Below are 21,426 nucleotides of genomic sequence, written 5' to 3' on the forward strand. Positions count from 1 at the left end.
GTGCTCCATGGACTTCAGCCTCTTCTACTTCGCGGACGACAGCGGCCCGGCCGGGGACGCGGGAGACACAGGAGACAGAGGACGGTACGAGCTGCTCCTCGAAGGCGCGCGCTTCGCGGACCGGAACGGGTTTCGCGCGGTGTGGACGCCTGAGCGGCATTTCCACGCCTTCGGCGGGCTCTACCCCAACCCGGCCGTGGTCGGCGCGGCACTGGCCGTCGCCACCGAGAACATCGCCATCAGGGCGGGCAGCGTGGTGTCGCCCCTGCACCATCCGGTCCGGATCGCCGAGGAGTGGTCGGTGGTCGACAACCTCTCCGGCGGTCGGGTCGGCATCTCGTTCGCCTCCGGATGGCATCCCGTCGACTTCGCGCTCGGGCAGGCGTCCTACGGCGAACGCAAGCGCGTGATGCTCGACAGCATCGGGCAGGTGCGCAGCCTGTGGCGCGGCGAGAGCCACGAGGTGACGGACGGCAACGGTCTTCCCGCCGCCGTGCGAGTCTTTCCCCCGCCGGTCCAGCGCGAACTGCCGGTGTGGGTGACGAGCGCCGGTGAGGCGGCGACGTTCCGCGCGGCGGCGGAGGCCCGGGCGGGTGTGCTGACGCATCTGCTGCATCAGGACGTCGACGAACTCGCCGCCAAGATCGCCGAGTACCGGGCGGTGGCGCGCGCGGCGCACGGGGGCTGGGACGGGCATGTCGTCCTGATGCTGCACACGTTCGTCGGGGACAGCCGCGACGAGGTGCGCGCGACCGTGCGCGGGCCGCTGATGGAGTATCTGAAGAGCTCGATCCATCTCGTCGCCCGGTCATTCGCCGAGAGCGATCCCGATGTCGATCCCGACGACCTCGACGAGGACGACGTCGATTTCATCATCTCCCGGTCGTTCGACACCTACTTCGACGAACGGGGTCTCTTCGGCACGGTGGACGAGGCGGCGCGGACGGTGGAAAGGCTCCGCGCCGTCGACGTGGACGAGATCGCCTGCCTGATTGATTTCGGTGTGGACACCAAGACCGTACTGAACGGGTTGCGGTATGTGAACGCGCTTCGCGCAGCGTGCGCATAGGGCTGGGAGGCCGAGAAATTCATGATCCCACTGTCATTTTCACAGCTGCGATTCTGGTTTCAGGGGGAGTTTCAGGGTGCGCCCCGAGGTGAATCCCGAGGCCGCTCCCCGCAGGGCAGGAACAGCGGGCATGAATCGCCCGTCGCCTCGGTACCGCTGCACATGTCCGGGCCCTTGGACACGGAGGCCCTGCGGACGGCCCTGCGGGACGTGGTGACGCGCCACGAGATCCTGCGCACGGTCTATCCCGTGACGGACGGGGTGCCCCGTCAGGAGATCCTGGACGCGACCGCCGTCCGCCTCGACCTTCCGGTGCGGGAGGTCCGGCCGGAGGAACTGCCGCGGCTCGTGACCGAGGCGCAGGAGAAGGACTTCGACCTCGCGAAGGAACTTCCTTTGCGGGCGGACTTGTTCAGCACGGGACCCCAGGAACACGTACTCGTCGCCACGTTCCACCACATCGCGTTCGACGGCTGGTCGGCGGCCCCGTTCGTCCGCGATCTGGCGCTCGCCTATCGGGCCAGGACGGAAGGCGTGGCACCCGACTTCCCCGAACTTCCCGTCCAGTACGCGGATTTCACCCTGTGGCAGCAGGAGGTGCTCGGTGATCCGGCGGACCCGGACAGCCACTTCTCCCAGCAACTCGCCTACTGGGCCAAGACCTTGGCCGGGGCTCCCGCCGAACTCGACCTGCCCAGCGACCGGCCGCGTCCGGCCGCCGCGTCCCACCGCGCGGGTGCGGTCCCCTTCCGGCTCGGTGCCGAGGTGCGGCAGCGGATCGCCTCGGTCGCCCGCGCGCATGACGCGAGCGTGTTCATGGTGCTGCACGCGGGGCTCGCGGGCCTGCTGCACCGGCTCGGCGCCGGCACGGACATCCCCATCGGCAGTCCGGTAGCGGGGCGCACCGACACCGGCCTCGAGGACCTGGTCGGCTGCTTCGTGAACACCGTGGTGATCCGCACGGACACCGCGTCCGACCCGGCGTTCGGCGAGCTGGTGCGCCGGGTGCGGTCGGCCGTCCTGACCGCCCTCGACCACCAGGACGTGCCCTTCGAGCAGGTGGTGGAGGCGGTCAACCCGCAGCGCTCCGCGGCCCGGCATCCGCTCTTCCAGGTCATGCTCAGCCTCCAGAACAGCACGTCGGAGCCGCCCCGCATGCCGGGCCTCGGCGTGCGGACGCTGGCGCAGGGCAGGGACCGCTCGATCGCCTTCGACCTGCTGCTCGACGTGACCGAGGGGACAGGCATGGAGGGGCGGCTCGTCTACGCCGAGGACCTCTTCGACCGCGCCACCGCCGAGCGCCTGGCACACCGCCTGGAGGACTTCCTGACGCGGGCGACCGCCGACCCCGCACTCCCCATCGGCCGCATCGACGTCGTGCCGCCCGCCGAGCGCCGCACGATCCTGGAAGAGTGGCAGGGCCTGGACCTTCCGATACCCGCCGGTTCGGTGCCGGAGCGCTTCCGGCACCGCACGGGCACGACGCCCGACGCCACCGCCGTGCTCTGCGGCACCACCCGCATGACCTACGCCGAACTGGACGAACGCTCCGACCGCACCGCCCGATGGCTGGCGCGCCACGGGGCCGGGCCCGAGCGGCTCGTCGCCGTCGCCATGGAGCGCTCCGCCGATCTCGTCGTGGCCCTGCTCGCCGTCCTCAAGGCAGGCGCCGCCTACCTCCCCCTCGATCCCCGCAGTCCGGACGCACGGCTGCACACGATCCTGGACGGCGCACGCGCCGCTCTTCTCCTGGCCGACGCGACATCCCGCGAACGCGCGCTGGGCCTGGCGGCTCCGCACACGGATGTGCCGGTGCTCGTCATCGACGACGCCGCCCAACAGGACGCTGGAGACACGGATTTGCCGTACGTCGCCGCACACCAGGCGGCGTACGCGATGTTCACGTCCGGTTCCACCGGCACCCCCAAGGGCGTGGTGGTGACGCACCGGAACATCGTCGCCCTCGCCGCCGACCCCTCCTTCGCGGACGGCGCTCACGCCCGGGTTCTCGCGCATTCCCCGCACTCCTTCGACGCCTCGACGTACGAGCTGTGGGTACCGCTGCTCGGCGGCGGCACCGTCGTGGTGGCACCGGCCAGGGACTCGGTCGCCCGGACGCTGGAGGAGGCCGTGACAGAGCACGGCGCGACCGGTGCGTTCCTGACCGCCGCGCTCTTCGACTCCCTCGTGGCGGAGGGGAGTTCGGTGCCGCGGTCACTGCGTGAGGTGTGGGTGGGCGGTGAGGAGCCGTCGACTGCCGCCGTGCGCCGCTTCCTCGAGGAGTACCCGGGCACGGCGCTCACCCATGTCTACGGGCCGACCGAGAACACCACCTTCTCGACCACCCAGCCGCTGCGACCGCTCGGCCACTGCGGCGGTCGGCCGCCCATCGGCCGTCCCATGGCCGACACGCGGGTGTACGTCCTCGACGGCGCTCTCCGCCCGGTGCCCCCCGGTGTCGTCGGCGAGCTCCACCTGTCGGGCGCGGGGCTGGCACGCGGCTATCTGGGCCGACCCGATCTGACCGCCGAACGCTTCGTCGCCGACCCCTTCGGCGCGCCGGGTGCCCGGATGTACCGCAGCGGGGACCTGGTCCGGTGGAACGCGGACGGCACACTCGCCTTCGTCGGGCGCGCCGACGAGCAGGTGAAGGTGCGGGGCTTCCGCATCGAGCCCGGCGAGATCGAGGCGGCCCTTGCCGGTGTCCCCTCGGTCGGGCAGGTGGCCGTGGTGGTCCGTGACGTAGCGCCGGGCGAGCGCCAGTTGGTGGCCTATGTGGTGCCGACCGACACAGCGGACGCCGAGGGCCTCGGCCCGGAACTCGCCTCCCGGGCGGCCGAGCTGCTGCCCGACTACATGATTCCCACCGTCGTCGTCCTGCCCGACGGGCTGCCCCTCACCGCCAACGGCAAGCTCGACCGGGCGGCCCTGCCCGCTCCGGACAACACCCCTCCCGCCCCCGCGCGCGCACCGCGCACCCCGGTCGAGAAGGCACTCTGCGAGCTGTACGCCGACGTCCTGAGCCTCCCGCACGTCGGTGTCGACGACAGCTTCTTCGACCTCGGCGGTCACTCCCTCCTCGCCATCCGCCTCGTGGGACGGCTCCGGTCGGTGCTCGGTGCGGAGGTAGGCATGCGCACGATCTTCGAGGCGCCCACGCCCGGTGCCCTCGCCGAACGGTTCGCCCCAGCACCGAGCGGCCCGGCCCGCCTCACCGCGCGGCGACCCCGACCCGACCGTCTCCCGCTCTCCTTCTCCCAGTTGAGGTTCTGGTTCCAGGGCGAGCTGGCCGAAGGGGCCGAAGCGCACGCCATCACCATGGGGCTCCGTCTGACGGGGCGGCTCGATCCGGTGGCGCTGCGGACGGCGCTGCGGGACGTGGCCGGGCGGCACGAGAGCCTGCGGTCCGTGTTCCCCGCGCGGGACGGCGTTCCGTACCAGCGGATCCTCGACGAGGAGGCCGCACGCCTCGAACTGCCCGTGCGGGACGTCGCCCCCGATGCCGTGCGGGCGGCGCTCGCCGCCGCGTCCGGGCACGTCTTCGACCTGGCGCACGAGACCCCGCTGCGGGCCGAGCTGCTCGCCACGGGCCCGACCGAGCACGTCCTCGTACTCACGGTGCATCACATCGCCTTCGACGGCTGGTCGGCCGCACCTTTCCTGCGCGATCTGTCGACGGCCTACACCGCGCGTCTGGCGGGACAGGCGCCGCACTGGGACGAACTGCCGGTGCAGTACGCCGATTTCACCCTCTGGCAGCGCGAGGCACTGGGGGAAGCGACGGACCCCGACAGCGCTCTCGCAGAGCAACTCCGCCACTGGACGTCGGTGTTGGAAGGGCTGCCCGAGGAGATCGCGCTGCCTGCCGACCGCCCGCGTCCGGCCACCGCGACGCACCGGACGGGGTCCGTCGCGCTGCGCGTCGGACCGCGCGAACACCGCCTGCTCCGCGCGCTCGCCAAGGAGCGGGGGGCCAGCGTGTTCATGGTCCTGCACGCGGGGCTCGCGGGCCTGTTGCACCGGCTCGGCGCGGGCACGGACATCCCCATCGGCAGCCCGATCGCCGGACGTACCGATGCCGCCCTGGAGAACCTGGTCGGCTGCTTCCTGAACACCGTGGTGATCCGCGCGGACACCTCGGGCAGCCCCTCCCTCAGCGAACTCACCGACCGGGCGCGTACCGCCCTGCTCACCGCTCTCGATCACCAGGAAGTGCCCTTCGAGCGCCTCGTGGAAGCGATCGCCCCGACCCGCTCGGCGGCCCGGCACCCACTCTTCCAGGTCATGCTCAGCCTGCAGAACAACGCGGCCGCCTCAGCCGAGCTGCCCGGCCTCGATGTGGCGGCGCTCGACAACGGGCGGGATCCGGCGGTCCCGTTCGACCTCCTCTTCGACATCGCCGAGTCCGGGCCCGGGCTCGGGGCCGATTCCGATTCCGATTCCGGTGAGGGGCTCACGGGCCGACTGAGCTACGCCGAGGATCTCTTCGACCGCGCCACGGGCGAGCGTCTCGCCCGCTGCTTCGAGCGCTTCCTCGCCGGGGCCCTGGCCGCTCCCACGCGGCCGGTCGCGCAGATCGACGTCATTTCCCCGGCCGAGCGGGACGCCGTGCTCGGCGAGTGGAACGGCCCTGTGCGCGAGCGGACACCAGGGACGATGCCCCGGTGGTTCCGCGAGCAGGCGGCACGGACGCCCGACGCCATCGCGGTGATCCACGGCTCCACCCGGCTCACCTACGCCGAACTCGACGCCCGCGCCGGGCGCCTCGCGCGGCAGTTGCTCGCGCGCGGCGCGGGACCCGAGCGCCTGGTGGGCGTGGTCATGGACCGCTCCCCTGACCTCCTCGTCGCCCTGCTCGCCGCGCACAGGACCGGCGCGGCCCAACTGCCCCTGGATCCCCGGCATCCCAAGGACCGGATCGACGCCATCCTCGCGGACGCGGCGCCCGCGCTGGTGCTGTGCGACACCGCCGCGCGCGAGGCGCTGGGCGGGCCGGACTGGATCGCGGTCGACGACCCACAACTCCCCAGCAGCCGTGTCCACTTGGACAGCGGCGACCTCGCCGAGGGAGCCGACAGGACGCCCGCCCCCGACAGCGCCGCCTACGTCCTCTACACCTCGGGGACGACGGGCAGGCCCAAGGGCGTCACCGTCACCCACGGCAATCTCGCCCAGCTCCTCGACGCGATGCGCCACCGCACGGCGGCCACCGGCACGGACCGGCTGCTCGCCGTCACCACGGTCGCCTTCGACATCGCGCAGCTGGAACTCATGCTGCCGCTGCTCGTCGGCGCCGCCGTCGTCATCGCGTCCGACGAGGACGTACGGGATCCGCAGGCGCTCGGCCGGTTGATCGAGCAGCACTCGGTGACCGTGCTCCAAGCCACCCCGTCGCTCTGGTCGGGCCTGGTCGACAGCGTCCCGGAGGCGGTGCGCGGGCTGCGCGTCCTGGTGGGCGGCGAGCGACTGCCCGCACCGCTCGCCGCCGAACTGCGCGCCCTGGCGGCCGACGTCACCAATGTGTACGGGCCCACCGAGACGACCATCTGGTCACTCGCCGCCCCCATCGACCGGGACAACGAGCAACGGCCGCCGATCGGGAGGCCGTTGCCCAACACGTGGGTGCGCGTGCTCGATCCGGGCCTGTGTCTCGCCCCGGTGGGCGTGGTCGGCGAGCTCTACCTCGCCGGTGCGGGAGTCGCCCGTGGCTATCGCGGGCGTCCCGGCCGCACCGCCGAGCGCTTCGTCGCCGATCCCTTCGGCGCGCCGGGCACCCGGATGTACCGCACGGGGGACCTGGTGCGGTGGACGGCGGACGGCGACCTCGACTTCGTCGGGCGTGCCGACGACCAGATCAAGATCCGTGGTTTCCGCGTCGAGCCGGGCGAGGTCGAGGCCGTCCTGACCGGCCATCCCGCCGTCTCCCGGGCGGCCGCACTGGTCCGCGAGGACGCGAACGGCACGGCCCGGCTGACCGCGTACGCCGCTCCGGCCGGCGGCGCGTCGACCGAGGACCTCGCCGGGGAACTCACCCGGCGGGCGGCGCACCTGCTGCCGGACTACATGGTGCCCACGGTCGTCGTCCTGCCGGAAGGTCTGCCCCTGACCCCCAACGGAAAGCTGGACCGGGCCGCTCTGCCCGCCCCCGACTTCACCGCCGTCGTCACCGCGCGCGCACCGCGCACCCCGGCCGAGACCCTGCTCTGCGAACTCTTTGCCACCATCCTCGGTCTGCCCCGCGTCGGCGTGGACGACAGCTTCTTCGACCTCGGCGGCGACAGCATCGTCGCGATCCGCCTGGTCGCACGGGCCCGCGCCCGTGGCCTCGGCATCTCCGCGCGGGACGTGTTCCGCCACAAGACGGTCGCCGAACTCGCCGTGCACGCGCGGGAACGGGCGCCCCGCACGAAAACGAAGGCGACAGCGACAGCTAAGGCGACAACGGCGTCACCGACGGCGGGCCGGGCTGTGCCGCTCACTCCGATCCTCCAGTGGCAGCGGGACCGGGGCGGCCCGGTCGACGGCTTCCACCAGCGCGTGCTTCTGCTGACACCCGCCGATCTGCGGATGCCGCAGCTCATCGCGGTGCTCCAGTCCCTGCTCGACCGGCACGACGCCCTGCGGACGCGTCTGGACCGCAGCGAGGGGTGGCGGCTCGACGTGCTGCCGCGCGGGTCCGTCGACGCGTCCGGGCGCGTCGTGCGCGTCGACGCCACCGGCCTGACCGGCGACGAGCTGGCCGAACTCGTGCGCGCCCAGGGCGATTCGGCGCCTCGGCGGCTCGCGCCCGGCGAGGGGAACATGGTCCAGGCGGTGTGGTTCGACGCGGGAGCCGGACAGGCCGGACGGCTCTTGCTCGTCGTCAACCACCTGGTCGTGGACGGCATTTCGTGGCGCGTTCTGCTCCAGGACCTGCGTACGGCATGGGAGTCGGCGGAATCCGTCGGCTCCGACCGCGTCATCGGGCCGCCCGGCAAGGCCCCCGGCATCACCCCTGGAGTCTCCTCCGGTATCTCCTTCGCCGAGTGGGGCGACCTGCTCGTACGCGCCGCGCCCGGCCGCCGCCCCGAACTCCCCTTCTGGACACGCCTGATGGAGGGTGTGGAGAACTTCGTCCCGGGACCCGGGCTCGACCCCGCGCGCGATGTCCTGCGCTCGCAGGCCACCGTCACCAGGACCCTGCCACCCGATTTGACCGACGCCCTGCTGACGCGGGCACCCGCCGCGGTCGGCACCGGCGTCAACGCCGTACTGCTGTCCGCCCTGGGTCTGGCCGTACGCCGCTGGCGGTCGGCGCACTTCCCCGGGAGCGCCGCGCCCTTCCTCGTGGACGTGGAGGGGCACGGCCGGGAGGAGATCGCCGAAGACCTCGATCTGTCCTCGACCGTCGGCTGGTTCACCAGCATGTTCCCCGTGCGCCTCGGGCGGCAGGAGTCCGCGCCCGACGGTGGGGCCCGGATCCTCCAGGAGCAGTTGAGCGCCATGCCGGACAAGGGCATCGGCTACGGGCTGCTCCGGCACCTCGACCCGGACACCGCCCCCGAGCTGGCGAGGCTGCCCCGGGCGCAGGTGCTCTTCAACTACCTCGGCAGGTTCGAGCGGTCCGCCGACGCCGCGTGGGGTCTTGCCCCGGAGGCGGGAGCGGTCGGCGGTGGCGGCGATCCCGAGATGCCGCTCAGTCATCTGCTCGAAATTTCCGCGGTCTCCATCGACACACCGAACGGGCTGGAATTTCAGGCCACTTGGGCGTACGCGAAGGCTCTGATCGAGGAGCGTCTCGTGGCGGAGCTCGCCGACGGCTGGTTCACCGCCCTCGCGGCCATGACGGTACGCACCGAAGGAACGGGAAGGACGGCATGAGCGCCGCACACCACGAAGGCTCCGCGCGGCCCGCGCCGCTCCAGCAAGGGTTGTTCTTCCACACCGCGTACGACCCGGAGGGCCAGGCCGTCTACACCACCCAGCTGACCCTCGACTTCGAGGGCCTCCTGCGTCCGGACACGCTCCGCGCCGCGTGCCGGATCCTGCTCGACCGGCACGACAGCCTGCGTTCCGGCTTCCGCACGGACGCAGCAGGGGCTCCCGTCCGCTTCCTCGTGCCCGACGTCGCCCTGGAATGGCGGGAGATGGACGTGCGGACGTCCGATCCCGCCGCCCGTGACGCCGAGACCGTCCGGGCCGTGGAGGAGGAGCGCGCCCGCCCCTTCGACCTGGCGCGGCCCCCGCTGGTCCGCTTCCTTCTGGTGCGGGCCGACGAGGGCCGCTGGCGCTTCGCGCTGACGAACCATCACATCATCCTGGACGGCTGGTCGACGTCCGTCCTGCTCGATGAACTCTTCGACCTCTACGCCCAGTTGCGTGAAGGACACGAACCCGAGCTGTTCCCCGCGCCCGCCTACGGCACCTACCTGGACTGGCTCGAAGACACCGGAACCGACGCGGCACGGGCCGCCTGGGCGGATGCTCTGGAGGGGATCCAGGGGCCCACGCTGGTCGCGCCCCACGCCGTCGGCACCGTCATGCCCGAGCGGATCCTGTGCACCCTGCCCACCGGCCTCGGTGCCGCGCTGAGGGAGCGGGCGCGGGAGTGCGGAGTCACCCTCAACACCGTGGTGCAGGTGGCCTGGGGGCTCGTGCTGCACCACGTGACCGGCGGGGACGACGTGCTCTTCGGCATGACCGTCTCGGGCAGGACCGCCGACGTCGAGGACATCGACACCATGGTGGGCCTGCTCATCAACACCCTCCCGGCGCGTGTCCGGCTCGCCCCGGGGGACACCGTCGCCGAGGTGCTCCAACGGACGCAGGACGCGCAGCTCGACCTGTTCGACCACCATCACCTGGGGCTCACGGAGATCCAGCGCGATGCCGGATTCGGGGCCCTGTTCGACACGACGACCGCCTTCGAGAACTATCCGGTGAGCGGCGGCGCCCCGGCGCTGGGCGACGCGGTCCTGGTCGGCACCGGCGGGTTCGATGCGACGCACTACCCCCTCTCGCTCATCTGTACGCCCGGCGAGGAGCTCGGCGTCCGCCTCGACTACCGGCCCGATCTGTTCGAGCGGGCGGAGGCGGCGCGGATCCGCGACTGGTTCGTACGCGTCCTGGAGACGATCGCCGACGACCCGCGGCGCACGGTCGCCTCGGTCTCCGTCCTGACGCCGGAGGAGCGCCGCCGGATCCTCCTGGAGTGGAACGACACGGCCCGCCCGGTCTCCCCCACCACCTTGCCCGCCCTGATCGAGGCGCGGGCGGCGCGGCACCCCGACTCGCCCGCCGTCGCGCACGCGGGGCGGGAGCTGACCTACGGGGAGCTCAACCGGCGGGCCAACCGGTTCGCCCGGCTGCTCCTCGCACACGGAGCAGGGCCCGAGACGCTGGTGGCCCTCGCCCTGCCCCGGACGCCCGACATGGTCGTCGCCGTCCTGGCGGCCCTCAAGGCGGGCGCCGCCTACGTGCCGGTCGACGTGCGCTATCCGGCCGGGCGGATCGCACAGATGCTCGGGGGCGCGCGCCCGCTCGTCGTGGTCGTCGACAGCGGCACGGGCACCGGCACCGGCACGGACACACGTAGCCGCACCGGCATCGTCCCCCCGGACGGCGCCACCCTCGTCGTCATGGACGCCGAGCCGGTCGTACGGCACACCGCCGCCCAGCCCTCCGGCGATGTCACGGACGCCGAACGGCCCCGGCCGCTGCTGCCCAGGCACCCCGCGTACGTCATCCACACCTCTGGCTCCACCGGCACCCCCAAGGGCGTGGTCATCGAGCACGCCAACGCGGTCCAGCTCGTCGCCACGGTCGAGGACCAGTTCGGCCGGGCCGGGATGGCGCGGGTCCTGGCATCGACGTCCCTCAGCTTCGACGTGTCGATCCTGGAGATCATCACGACACTCGCGACCGGCGGCTCCATCGAACTCGTCGACGACCTGTTCGCCCTCCTCGAACGCGACAGCTGGCAGGGCAGCATGCTCAGTGGCGTGCCGTCCGCGGTGGCGAGCGTCCTGGCGGGCGGCGACACCCGGCTCGCCGCCCGCGAGGTGGTGCTCGGCGGCGAGCCGATCCCGCGCGGGCTGCTGCGCGAGATCCGGGAACGGGTCCCCGGCAGCACGGTCACCAACATCTACGGCCCCACCGAGGCGACCACCTACGCCACGACGTGGCGCGACGGAGGAGAGCCCGCCGACACCGAGCCGCCCATCGGCCGCCCGGTCCCCAACTGCCAGGCGTACGTGCTCGATCCGTGGCTCCAGCCGGTTCCCGTGGGGCTGCCCGGTGAGCTCTACCTCGCGGGGGCGGGCGTCGCGCGCGGCTATCTGGACCGGCCCGCGCTGACCGCCGAGCGGTTCGTGGCCTGCCCGTTCGGCGCACCCGGCCGCCGGATGTACCGCACGGGCGACCAGGTGCGTCTGCGCCCCGACGGCCAACTCGACTTCCTCGGCAGGCTCGACGGCCAGGTGAAGATCAACGGCTTTCGCGTCGAACCGGGCGAGGTGGAGTCCGCCCTGCTACGGCACGAGTGGATCGCGCAGGCCGTCGTCGTCGCGCGCGGCGAGCGGGCGGACGATCGCAGACTCGTCGCCTACGTCGTGGCCGCGCCGCCCGGGACGGCGCTCGACGTCGCCGAGCTGCGCCGCTTCGTCGGCGACCGTCTGCCCAGGCACATGGTCCCCTCGACGGTGGTCCAGCTGCCCCGCTTCCCCTTGATGCCCAACGGCAAGCTCGACCGGGCCGCGCTGCCCGCCCCCTCGTACGCCCGCTCGACGACCCGCGCACCGGCCGACGACCGCGAACGGACCCTGTGCGCGCTCTTCGCCGAGGTCCTCGGCGCGGACCGTGTCGGACCCGACGACGGGTTCTTCGACCTGGGCGGCCACTCGCTGCTCGCCACCCGCCTGGTCAGCAGGGTCCGGGCGGTGCTCGGCGCGGAGATCTCCGTCAGGACGCTCTACGAGGCGCCGACGCCCGCCGCACTCGCCGGGCGGATCGACGCCACGGCCCCGGCCACCGGACTCGATGTACTGCTGCCGCTGCGGCTCGCGGGCGGAGGGCCGCCGCTGTTCTGCGTGCACGCGGCGAGCGGGCTCGCCTGGCCGTACGCGCGACTGCTCCCCCACCTCCCCGCCGACCTGCCGGTGTACGGCCTCCAGTCGCCCGCCGTCGAGGCCCCGGGCACCGGTCCGCTCACCCCCGAGAGCATGGCACGCGACTACGCCGCGCGGATCCGTGCCGTACAGCCGCACGGTCCGTACCACCTCATCGGCTGGTCGGTCGGCGGCAACATCGCCTACGCGGTCGCCGCCGAGCTGACGGCGGCGGGCCAACAGGTGGCGTTCCTGGGCCTGTTGGACTCCTATCCGCCCGATCCGGGGCTCCTCCCCGACCGGGACACGATGGTGCGCGCCATCCTCGACGGCATCGGTTTCGCCGCCGACGGGACACCGCCCGAGCAGCTCGCGGCGCTCGGCGAGCGGACGGTGGCGGGGGTGCGGGCGACCGCGCGAGGCGCCCTCGACGTACTGCGGGCCGCCCCGCCGCTCGCCCCCGGCCTCGACATCACGCACTTCAGGGCGACCGCCGACGGGCCGGGCCCGGAGCCGAAGTCCTGGCAGGCGTTCACCGGCGGCCGTCTGACGACGTACGACATCGGCTGCGGCCACCACCGGATGCTGGACCCCGCGCCGCTCACCGAGATCTGCGCGGTGCTCACCGACTCGTGGAAGGGACGGGCCTCTTCATGACCGACGACTTCGCGACGGACCCCGCGCGGCCGCTCACCGAGATCGATCTCGCCGATCCCGCCCTGCACGCGGAGCGTGATCTTTCCGGTCTGTGGCGGCGGCTGCGCGCCGACGAGCCGGTCCACCGGCAGCCGGCGCGCGGCGCGCGCCCCGGCTTCTGGGTGCTGACGCGCCACGCGGACGTCGCCGCCGCCTACCGGGACTCCGAGCGCTTCCGCTCGGACCGGGGCAACGTCCTCGACACCCTGCTCGGCGGCGGCGACTCGGCGGCCGGGCTGATGCTGCCGGTCATGGACGGCGCCCGACACGCCTCGCTGCGCGGCCAGTTGATGAAGGCGTTCTCGCCGCGCGTGCTCGCCTCCGTGGTCGACAGCATCCGACGGGCGTCGCGCCAGGTCGTCGAGGACGCCCTGGACAAGGGGCGGTTCGACGTCGCGCGGGACGTCGCGGGGCAGTTGCCGCTCCGCGCGATCTGCGACCTCCTCGACGTGCCCGCGACCGACCGGCAGCGGCTGCTCGACATGACGTCGTCGGCGCTCGGGGCACAGAGCGAGGCCGAACTGCGGGACGGCTCCTGGGTGTCCAAGGGCGAGATCCTGCTGTACTTCTCCCGGTTGGCCGCGGAGCGCCGCGAGGACCCGCGCGACGACGTCATCAGCCTGCTCACGCAGTGCCGGGTCGACGGCGTGCCGCTCACCGACGAGGAGGTGATCCTCAACTGCTACAGCCTGATCCTGGGCGGCGACGAGACCACCCGCCTCGCGCTCGTCGGGATGGTCGCGGCCTTCCTGGACCATCCCGCGCAGTGGCACGCGTACCGGGAGGGGAGGGTCGCCACGGAGACGGCCGTCGAGGAGGTGCTGCGCTGGACCACGCCGACGCTGCACGCCGGACGTACGGCGGCCGTGGACATCGAACTGCACGGGCACACGATCAGGGCGGGCGATGTCGTCACGCTGTGGAACGCGTCGGCCAACCGGGACGGGACGGCCTTCCACGAGCCGGACCACTTCCTCGTCGCGCGGACGCCGAACCAGCATCTGGCCTTCGCGCACGGCGCCCACTTCTGTCTGGGAGCGTTCCTCGCGCGGGCGGAGATCGGCGCGGTCCTGCGGGACCTGCGGGAGCTCGTCGGATCCATGGAGGCGGCGGGTCCGGCGCGGCGCATCTACTCGAACTTCCTCACCGGAATCGGCTCCTTGCCAGTGACGTGGGAGCCCGCGACACCTCTCAACAGGCCCTTCTCCAGGCGCTCTTGACGCGAACACGACGACCTGTATGGTCTAGGCCAACTAGGAATTCCCGTTCCGGTTGCCTGGCGTTCCGCCGCGCTTCCCCCACGGGAACTCCGCCTCCCTTCGCGCCTCTTGGCCCCACCCTCGAGAGGACGCCCTGTCGCATTCGGGGTCCCCACACCTCGTACGCACGGGAAGACCTGATGTGAAGGAGAACTCATGCGTTCCCGTAGAAAGATCGCCGCTGTCATAGGCGCCGCACTCGCTCCGGTCATCGCGGTGAGTCTGCCCGCGAGTTCGGCGAGCGCCCACGGATACATCTCCGATCCGCCGAGCCGACAGGCCCAATGCGCGGCAGGAACCGTCAGTTGCGGTGAGATCAAGTACGAACCGCAGAGCGTGGAAGGGCCCAAGGGGCTCAGCAGTTGCAGCGGCGGAAACAGCAGGTTCGCCGAACTCGACGACGACTCGAAGGGCTGGGCCGTCACCAACGTCAGCAGTACGACCCAGTTCCAGTGGACGCTGACGGCCCGGCACTCCACGAGCACCTGGCAGTACTACGCGGGCGGCAGGAAAATCGCCGAATTCGACGACGGCGGCGCACAGCCCGGCGCCACGGTCACGCATGACGTGAACTTCGGCGGTCTCAGCGGAAAGCAGAAGGTTCTCGCGGTGTGGAACATCGCGGACACCGCCAATGCCTTCTACGCCTGCATCGACGTGAACGTCGGCGGCTGAGGCTTCTCCCCCCTCCCTCCCCCTTCGTCTAGGAGTGAGCCCATGCGCTCCCGCATCATCGGGCTGCTGACCGCCGTCGCGGCGGTCGCCTCCCTCGCCCTGCTCACGCTCGCCTCCCCGGCCTCGGCCGAGCGGGCGCCCAAGAGCGCGGCGGACGCATTCGTCGTCAGCGAATCCCAGTTCAACGAGATGTTCCCGAACAGGAACAGCTTCTATACGTACAACGGCCTGACGGCCGCGCTCAGCGCCTATCCGGGATTCGCCCAGACGGGCAGCGACACCGTGCGCAAACAGGAGGCCGCGGCCTTCCTCGCCAACGTGAGTCACGAGACCGGCGGCCTCGTGTACGTCGTCGAGCAGAACACGTCCAACTATCCGCATTACTGCGACGCGACCCAGCCCTACGGCTGTCCCGCGGGGAACGACAAGTACTACGGCCGCGGGCCCATCCAGCTCAGCTGGAACTTCAACTACAAGGCGGCGGGTGACGCGTTGGGCATCGATCTGCTCAACAATCCCGATCTCGTCCAGAACGACGCGGCCGTCGCCTGGAAGACCGGACTCTGGTACTGGAACACGCAGACGGGGCCCGGCACCATGACGCCGCACGACGCCATGGTGAACGGCGCGGGATTCGGCGAGACCATTCGCAGCATCAACGGAACCCTCGAATGCGACGGAGGAAATCCCTCCCAGGTGCAGAGCCGCATCGACAGCTACCAGCGGTACGCCCAGATCCTCGGCGTGGATCCGGGCGGCAACCTCAGCTGCTGAGCCGCCAGGGCGTCAGCCGTTCGGCAGGATGACCGCGCGGCCGTTGACACGCCCCGCGTGCAGGTTCTCGTACGCCTTGGGCGCCTCGTCCAGGGCGTACGTCTCCACGTGCACGTCGATCGCGCCCGCCCTGGCGAGGTCGAGCACCTCGACCAGCTCCGCGCGGCTGCCCCAGTACGGGGAGCGGACCGCGACGTCGTACGCCGTCGTGCCGAAGCCGACGGAAGCGGCGCCGCCGCCGATGCCGACGATGGCCACGTCCGCCTCCACGGCCGCGCAGGCCGCCGCCGTGGTGGCGGTGGGCGGGGCGCCGACGAAGTCGAACACCGCCTGGGCGCCGAGCCCGCCGGTCAGTTCGCGGACCTTCGCCGTCGCCGACTCGTCCGAGAGGACCGCGTCGTGGGCGCCGACCTCGCGGGCCAGGGCCAGCTTCTCCTCGGTGACGTCCAGGGCGATCACCCGCGCCGGGGTCAGCGCCCGCAGGAGCTGGATGGCGACGTGTCCGAGACCGCCGGTGCCGATGACCACCGCGGTGCTGCCGGGCGTCAGCTTGGGCAGCGAGGTCTTGATCGCGTGGTACGGGGTCAGGCCCGCGTCGGTGAGCGGCACCGCGGTGACCGGGTCGAGGTCGCCGAGCGGGACCAGGTGGCGCGGGTCGTCCACGAGCAGGTACTCGGCGATGGCGCCGGGCGCGCCGAGTCCCGGCGGCCTGATGCCGAGCTCGGCGGCGCGGGTGCAGTAGTTCTCCTTGCCCTGCGCGCACATCAGGCAGGTGCCGCAGCCCCACGGCCCGTACACGGCCACGGAGTCGCCGGGCGCGAACCCGGTGACGCCGTCACCGAGCGCGGCGACGGTGCCCGCGGCCTCGTGCCCGAGGGTGAGCGGCAGCGGGAAGCCGAGCGCCTCTGCGGGCATGCTCATCACGGCGATGTCCGAGTGGCACACACCGGCCGCGGTGACCTCGATCAGCACCTGGCCGGGCCCTGGCTCGGGGCGCGGCACGGTGACGACCTCGGGGTGGGCGCCGACGCTGCGGTACTGGACGGCCTTCATCTCGGCGGGCAGATCCGACATCAGGGATGCCTTCTTTCTCTCGTCTCGTGCTCAGCGGGCCGCGTATCCGCCGTCGACCAGGTGGTAGCTGCCGTTGATGAACGAGGCGCGGTCGGAGAGCAGGAACAGGGTGAGCTCGGCGACCTCCTCCGCGGTGCCGAGGCGGCCCTGCGGGTGCAGCGAGATCAGGTGGGCGCGCTGGGATTCGGCGCCCTGGAGCAGCGGGGTGTCGATGAAGCCGGGGCCGACGGCGTTCACGCGGACGCCCTGGGCGGCGTACTCCACGGCGGCGGTCTTGGTCAGGCCGACGACCGCGTGCTTGGCGGCGGAGTAGGCGGGTGAGCCCGCGAAGCCGTTGGTGCCGAGGATCGACGACATGTTGACGACCGCGCCGCCGCCGGAGGCGAGGATGTGCGGCAGCTCGTGGCGCAGGGAGTAGAAGACGCCGTTGAGGTTGGTGTCGATCACCCGCTGCCAGTCCTCGATGCCGTACTCGCCGGTCGGGGCGGAGGCACCGGCGATCCCCGCGTTGTTGACCGCGAGGTGCAGGCCGCCGAACGTCTCGACGGCGGACTCGACGGCGCGGCGCACGGACTCCGGGTCCGTGACGTCGACGCGCACGGCGGCTGCGCGGCCGCCCGCCTCGGTGAGGGCCGCGGCGACGTCCTTCGCGCCCTGTTCGTTGTAGTCCGCGACGACGACGGACGCACCGGCCGCGGCGAGGCGGCGGGCCACTTCGAGGCCGATGCCGGATGCGGCCCCGGTGACCAGGGCGGTCTTCCCGGCGAACCCGGCCGCGGGGTCGGTGCCCGGGGCGGCGGCGGTGGCGGTGGTGGTCGTGTCGGTGCTGGTCCCTGTGGACATGGTGGTACCTGGTTTCACTTGCCGGTGGTGCGGGGTGCGGGTTCGTCGGCGAGCGCCGCGAACGCGGCGTCGATGAGCTGCGGGAGGGGGGTGGTCGCGCCGGGCGCGATCCAGAACCGCACGGCGGTGCCGAAGGCCCCGACCGCGAGCGAGACGGCGAGCGCGGGACGCAGCTCGCGCTCGGCGTCCAGGCCGAGGCGGCGCGCGACGATCGCCACGGACTCGCCCTCGGCCTCGTCCCGCACCCGCAGATAGGCGGGCAGCAGCGAGGGCTCCTGGTGGAGCAGTCGCAGCAGGTCGCAGGAGCGGGGCTCGCGGTGCCAGGCGGCGGGGTCGTCGTCCAGCCAGCTCCGCAGGGCGCGGTAGTAGGCCGTGAGGGGGGCCTCGTCGGCGGGGCGGACGGCGAGCGCCGCGTTGATCCTGGCGTAGTCGGCGCGGAGCGCGTCGACCACGGCGTCCTCCTTGCCCGCGAAGTACCGCGAGAAGGTGCGACGGGAGACGTCGGCGCGTTCGCTGATCGTCTCGACGGTGACCCGGTCGAGGCCGTGGGCGAGGACGAGGTCCACGGCGGCGCTCGCCATGGCCTCCCGGCTCTCCTGGACCTTGCGGGTCCTGCGGCTCTCCTTGGTGCTCATGTTCTCGACTGTACTCCTCGAAGTGTCCCAATGGGACACTTGGCCCGCCGGGACACCTCCGGGGCCCGTCGCGGGCCCTCGCTCAGCCCTCCGCGACCTCGACCTGGTCGGACACCGCCACGACGAGGACCCGCGCCCCCTCCTCCGTGGCGCGCCAGCGGTGCCGCACGCCACCGGACAGGAGGACGCTGTCGCCGCGCCCGAGGCGGTGGACGCGCCCCTCCGCCTCCACCTCGACGGCACCGTCGGCGACGTACATCAACTCGTCGTTGCGGTGCAGGAATTCACGGCCCGCGTCCGACTCGCCGGTGAACTCCAGGGCGTGGAGCTGGTGTTGGCCGCGCGTCAGCGGGCGTACGCCGGTGCCCGGGGTGAGCCCGCCCGCGTCGTCCGCCCGTACGACGTCGACCACGCGACGCTCGTCGGAGGCCGCGAGGAGCTGCACGGCCGTGGTGTCCAGGGCGTCGGCGATGCGCTGGAGCGAGCGCATGCTCGGGCGGGCGCGGTCGTTCTCGATCTGGCTGAGGAACGGCACGGAGAGGCCGCTGCGCCCGGCCACCGCGGCGAGCGTGAGGTCGAGCGTCCTGCGCCGCCGCCGCACGGCGCCGCCCACGCGTGGCGTTCCGTCGCCGTCACCGCGGCCGCCGCCTCCCTCGTCCGCACCCGCACTCACGCCCACGTCCGCCCCCATGTCAGCACCCATGCCCCGCACCCTAATTCGCCCCGCGACCCGCCCCGCGCACGCCTTCGTACGGCTGTCACACGCAGGACACACTCCCCCTCTAGTTTCAAAGTCGTTCGCTGTCATCAAAGAAATTTTGATGAATGCCGCTCCGATGCCGTAGGGGGACCCGCCATGCCCGCCGTAGACCAGAACTCGCGCCGCCGACACGCCACCGGGCTCATCGCGCACGATCCGGACACCGCCTTCGCGGGCTACACGCTCTTCGCGCCGCTGACCGGTCCCGGCGAGGTCCATCTCGTCGACATGGCGGGGCGCACCGCGCACCGGTGGACCTTCCCGTACCGGCCGGGGCGGCACGCGCGCGTGCTGCCGGGCGGCACCCTCGCGTACAACGGCGTGCTGCCCGGCGAGGACGCGCTGTTCCCCATGTGGCACAAGTACCGGGGCGGCGTGATGCTCCAGGCGGCGCCCGACGGGACCGTGCTGCGCGAGCACCGCGATCCGCTCCAGCACCACGACGCCCACCACCTGGACGACGGCCACATCCTGTACACCGGGCTCGAACCCCTGCGGGGCGCGGACGCGGCCTCGGTCGCCGGGGGCGTGCCCGGTTCCGAGGCGGCGGACGGCGTCGTCTGGGCGGACACGATCCGCGAGGTCGACGCCGAGGGGCGGACGGTGTGGTCGTGGCGCGCCGCCGAACACCTCGACCGGGACGCCTACGCGCTGCACCCCGCGTACGCCCGTGAGCACTGGCCGCTGATCAACAGCGTCACACCCCTCGCCGACGGGAACGTCCTCGCGAGCCTGCGCAGCGTCTCCGCCGTGATCGTCATCAGCCGGGCCACCGGTGAGGTCCTGTGGCGCACCGAGCCCGGCACGGTCTCGCAGCAGCACGCGCCGACGGAGCTGGCCGACGGGAACTTCCTCGTCTTCGACAACGGCGTGTTCCGGCCCCACCACGACGTCCCGTACTCGCGGGTGATCGAGATCGAGCGGGCGAGCGGCGCGGTGGTGTGGGAGTACCACGACCCGGCGCGGGAGTTCTTCTTCGCGCCGTTCATGGGCAGCGCGCAGCGCCTCCCCAACGGGAACACGCTCATCACCGACTCGCCGTCGGGCCGGCTCTTCGAGGTGACCGCCGAGGGACAGCTGTGTTGGGAGTACGTCGTGCCGTACTTCGCCGGGTACCGCGAGTCCGAGGTGCGCGGCCTGTTCCCCGCCGAGCCGAACGCCGTCTTCCGCTCCTATCGGTACGCGGCGTCCGAACTGCCCTGGCTGGACCGTGCCGGTGGTCTCTCATGAGCGCGCCGACGCAGGCCGACGGGGTGGCCCCGGTGGACGAACGCGTCCCGCTGCGGCGCCTGTTGCCGCTCTCCGCGCAGCACGTCCTCGCGATGGTAGCGGCGCCCGTGTCGACCGTCTTCCTCACGGCGGGCGCCCTGCGCCTCTCGCCCGGCGACACCGCTTCGCTGCTCAGCGCCGTGCTTGTGCTGTGCGGTGCGGGCTCGCTCGTCCAGTCGCTCGGGGTGTGGCGGATCGGCGCGAGACTGCCGTTCGTGATGCTGCCAGGCGGCGCGGCCACCGCGCTGTTCCTGGGGATCGCCGAGGACCACGGGGCGGCCACGGCGACCGGTTCGGTGCTGCTCGCCGCGGTGCTCCTGCTCGCCGTGCTGCCGCTGTACGCGCGGGTCGTGCGGTTCTTCCCGCCGCTCGTGATGGGGGTGACGGTGCTGCTCATCGGCATCGCGATGATCCGCGTGGCCGCCCAGCTCATCGCGGGGAACGGCGGACAGCCCGCGCCGCCGCGCGCCGTGGTCCTCGCCGGGCTCACGGTGGCCGCGACCGTGACGGCGTACGTGCTGCTGCGGGGCGTGTGGCGGCAGACCGCCGTGCTCATCGGCATGGCCACGGGGACGCTGCTCGCGGTGCTCACGGGTCTCGGCGAGTTCCGCCCCGCGGCGGGTTCCGGGTTCTCCCTGCCGACGCTTCTCCCCTACGGCGCCCCGCACTTCGATCCGCTCGCCGCGCTGCCGCTGCTGCTCTTCAGCCTCACCACGCTCGCGGAGATCACCGGTCAGACCGTCCTCAACAGCGAGTCGGCGGGCCGCGCCCCCGATCCGGGCCGCGACGTGCCGCGCGTGGCCAGGGCCGACGCGCTGGTCTCGCTCGTCGGCGGCGCCTTCGGCACCTCGCTGATGGTGACCAGCGCGGAGAACATCGGCATCGGGCGCCTCACCGGGGTGCGCAGCCGGTTCGTGACGGCGGGCGCGGGCGCGCTGCTCGTCCTGACCGGGCTCCTGGCCCCCGTGTCGCGGGCGGTCGCCGGCATCCCCGCGGCGGTCGTCGGCGGCTCCTCGCTCGTCGTGTACGCGGTGATCGCGGTGCTCGGCGTGGAGATGCTGCGCCGCGCGGACCTGGGCGGCGGCCCCGGACAGGGCACCGGTTCCATGGTGGCGGCGCTCGCCCTTGCGGCGGGTCTCCTGCCGCTGCTCTCCCCCGGTCTGTACGACGGTTTCCCCGACTGGGTGGGGACGGTGCTCGGCAGCGGGGTGGTCGCCGGGACGCTGACGGCGGTGCTGCTCTCCGCGCTGCTCCGCGGCCGCTCGCCCGACGACTCCTCCTGAGGGAC

12 protein-coding genes are annotated in these 21,426 nt (G+C 72.5%); 8 read left to right on the forward strand and 4 right to left on the reverse strand.

Going from position 1 to position 21,426, the window contains the following annotated elements:
• Positions 1 to 7: 7 nt before the first annotated feature.
• From KY5_RS04535 to KY5_RS04560, 6 genes are all read left to right on the forward strand, one after another.
• On the forward strand, positions 8 to 1,069 hold the full coding sequence (locus tag KY5_RS04535; RefSeq protein WP_098240969.1) for a MupA/Atu3671 family FMN-dependent luciferase-like monooxygenase: 1,062 nt from the start codon (positions 8 to 10) through the stop codon (positions 1,067 to 1,069).
• 21 nt (positions 1,070 to 1,090) lie between these two features.
• Positions 1,091 to 8,929 carry a non-ribosomal peptide synthetase gene (locus KY5_RS04540; protein WP_098240970.1) on the forward strand — a complete coding sequence of 2,613 codons (7,839 nt, stop codon included), beginning with the start codon at positions 1,091 to 1,093 and terminating at the stop codon, positions 8,927 to 8,929.
• On the forward strand, positions 8,926 to 12,810 hold the full coding sequence (locus KY5_RS04545; protein WP_098240971.1) for a non-ribosomal peptide synthetase: 3,885 nt from the start codon (positions 8,926 to 8,928) through the stop codon (positions 12,808 to 12,810). The genes KY5_RS04540 and KY5_RS04545 overlap by 4 nt, the downstream gene beginning before the upstream one ends.
• Positions 12,807 to 14,069, forward strand: coding sequence for a cytochrome P450 (locus KY5_RS04550; RefSeq protein ID WP_098240972.1), 1,263 nt, complete (start codon positions 12,807 to 12,809; stop codon positions 14,067 to 14,069). Before KY5_RS04545 ends, KY5_RS04550 begins: the two co-directional genes overlap by 4 nt.
• A 195-nt stretch (positions 14,070 to 14,264) precedes the next feature.
• On the forward strand, positions 14,265 to 14,783 hold the full coding sequence (locus KY5_RS04555) for a lytic polysaccharide monooxygenase auxiliary activity family 9 protein (RefSeq protein ID WP_098240973.1): 519 nt from the start codon (positions 14,265 to 14,267) through the stop codon (positions 14,781 to 14,783).
• Between the two features lie 42 nt (positions 14,784 to 14,825).
• Positions 14,826 to 15,557 (forward strand): chitinase, encoded by a 732-nt coding sequence (locus KY5_RS04560; RefSeq protein WP_098240974.1) that lies wholly within the window; start codon positions 14,826 to 14,828, stop codon positions 15,555 to 15,557.
• 12 nt (positions 15,558 to 15,569) lie between these two features.
• Here KY5_RS04560 and KY5_RS04565 read toward each other — a convergent pair whose 3' ends face one another.
• From KY5_RS04565 to KY5_RS04580, 4 genes are all read right to left on the reverse strand, one after another.
• Positions 15,570 to 16,610: an NAD(P)-dependent alcohol dehydrogenase gene (locus KY5_RS04565; RefSeq protein ID WP_098247058.1), complete on the reverse strand. Its 1,041-nt coding sequence runs from the start codon at positions 16,608 to 16,610 to the stop codon at positions 15,570 to 15,572.
• Between the two features lie 51 nt (positions 16,611 to 16,661).
• Positions 16,662 to 17,474, reverse strand: a complete 813-nt coding sequence (locus tag KY5_RS04570; RefSeq protein ID WP_098240975.1) for an SDR family NAD(P)-dependent oxidoreductase — start codon at positions 17,472 to 17,474, stop codon at positions 16,662 to 16,664.
• Positions 17,475 to 17,488: 14 nt separating this feature from the next.
• The gene (locus KY5_RS04575; RefSeq protein ID WP_098240976.1) at positions 17,489 to 18,109 is read right to left on the reverse strand and encodes a TetR family transcriptional regulator; all 621 of its coding nucleotides are present in this window, start codon (positions 18,107 to 18,109) and stop codon (positions 17,489 to 17,491) included.
• An 82-nt stretch (positions 18,110 to 18,191) separates the two neighbouring features.
• Complete coding sequence (locus KY5_RS04580; RefSeq protein ID WP_098240977.1) at positions 18,192 to 18,800, reverse strand: helix-turn-helix domain-containing protein; 609 nt, start codon at positions 18,798 to 18,800, stop codon at positions 18,192 to 18,194.
• Positions 18,801 to 18,965: 165 nt separating this feature from the next.
• Between KY5_RS04580 and KY5_RS04585 the strand changes: the two genes are divergently transcribed.
• Together KY5_RS04585 and KY5_RS04590 are read left to right on the forward strand one after the other, a co-directional pair.
• On the forward strand, positions 18,966 to 20,099 hold the full coding sequence (locus KY5_RS04585; RefSeq protein ID WP_098240978.1) for an aryl-sulfate sulfotransferase: 1,134 nt from the start codon (positions 18,966 to 18,968) through the stop codon (positions 20,097 to 20,099).
• Positions 20,096 to 21,421: a uracil-xanthine permease family protein gene (locus KY5_RS04590; RefSeq protein ID WP_098240979.1), complete on the forward strand. Its 1,326-nt coding sequence runs from the start codon at positions 20,096 to 20,098 to the stop codon at positions 21,419 to 21,421. The genes KY5_RS04585 and KY5_RS04590 overlap by 4 nt, the downstream gene beginning before the upstream one ends.
• Positions 21,422 to 21,426 lie beyond the last annotated feature (5 nt).

The sequence above is a fragment of the Streptomyces formicae genome (assembly GCF_002556545.1).
GTDB classification, from domain to species: Bacteria; Actinomycetota; Actinomycetes; order Streptomycetales; family Streptomycetaceae; genus Streptomyces; species Streptomyces formicae_A.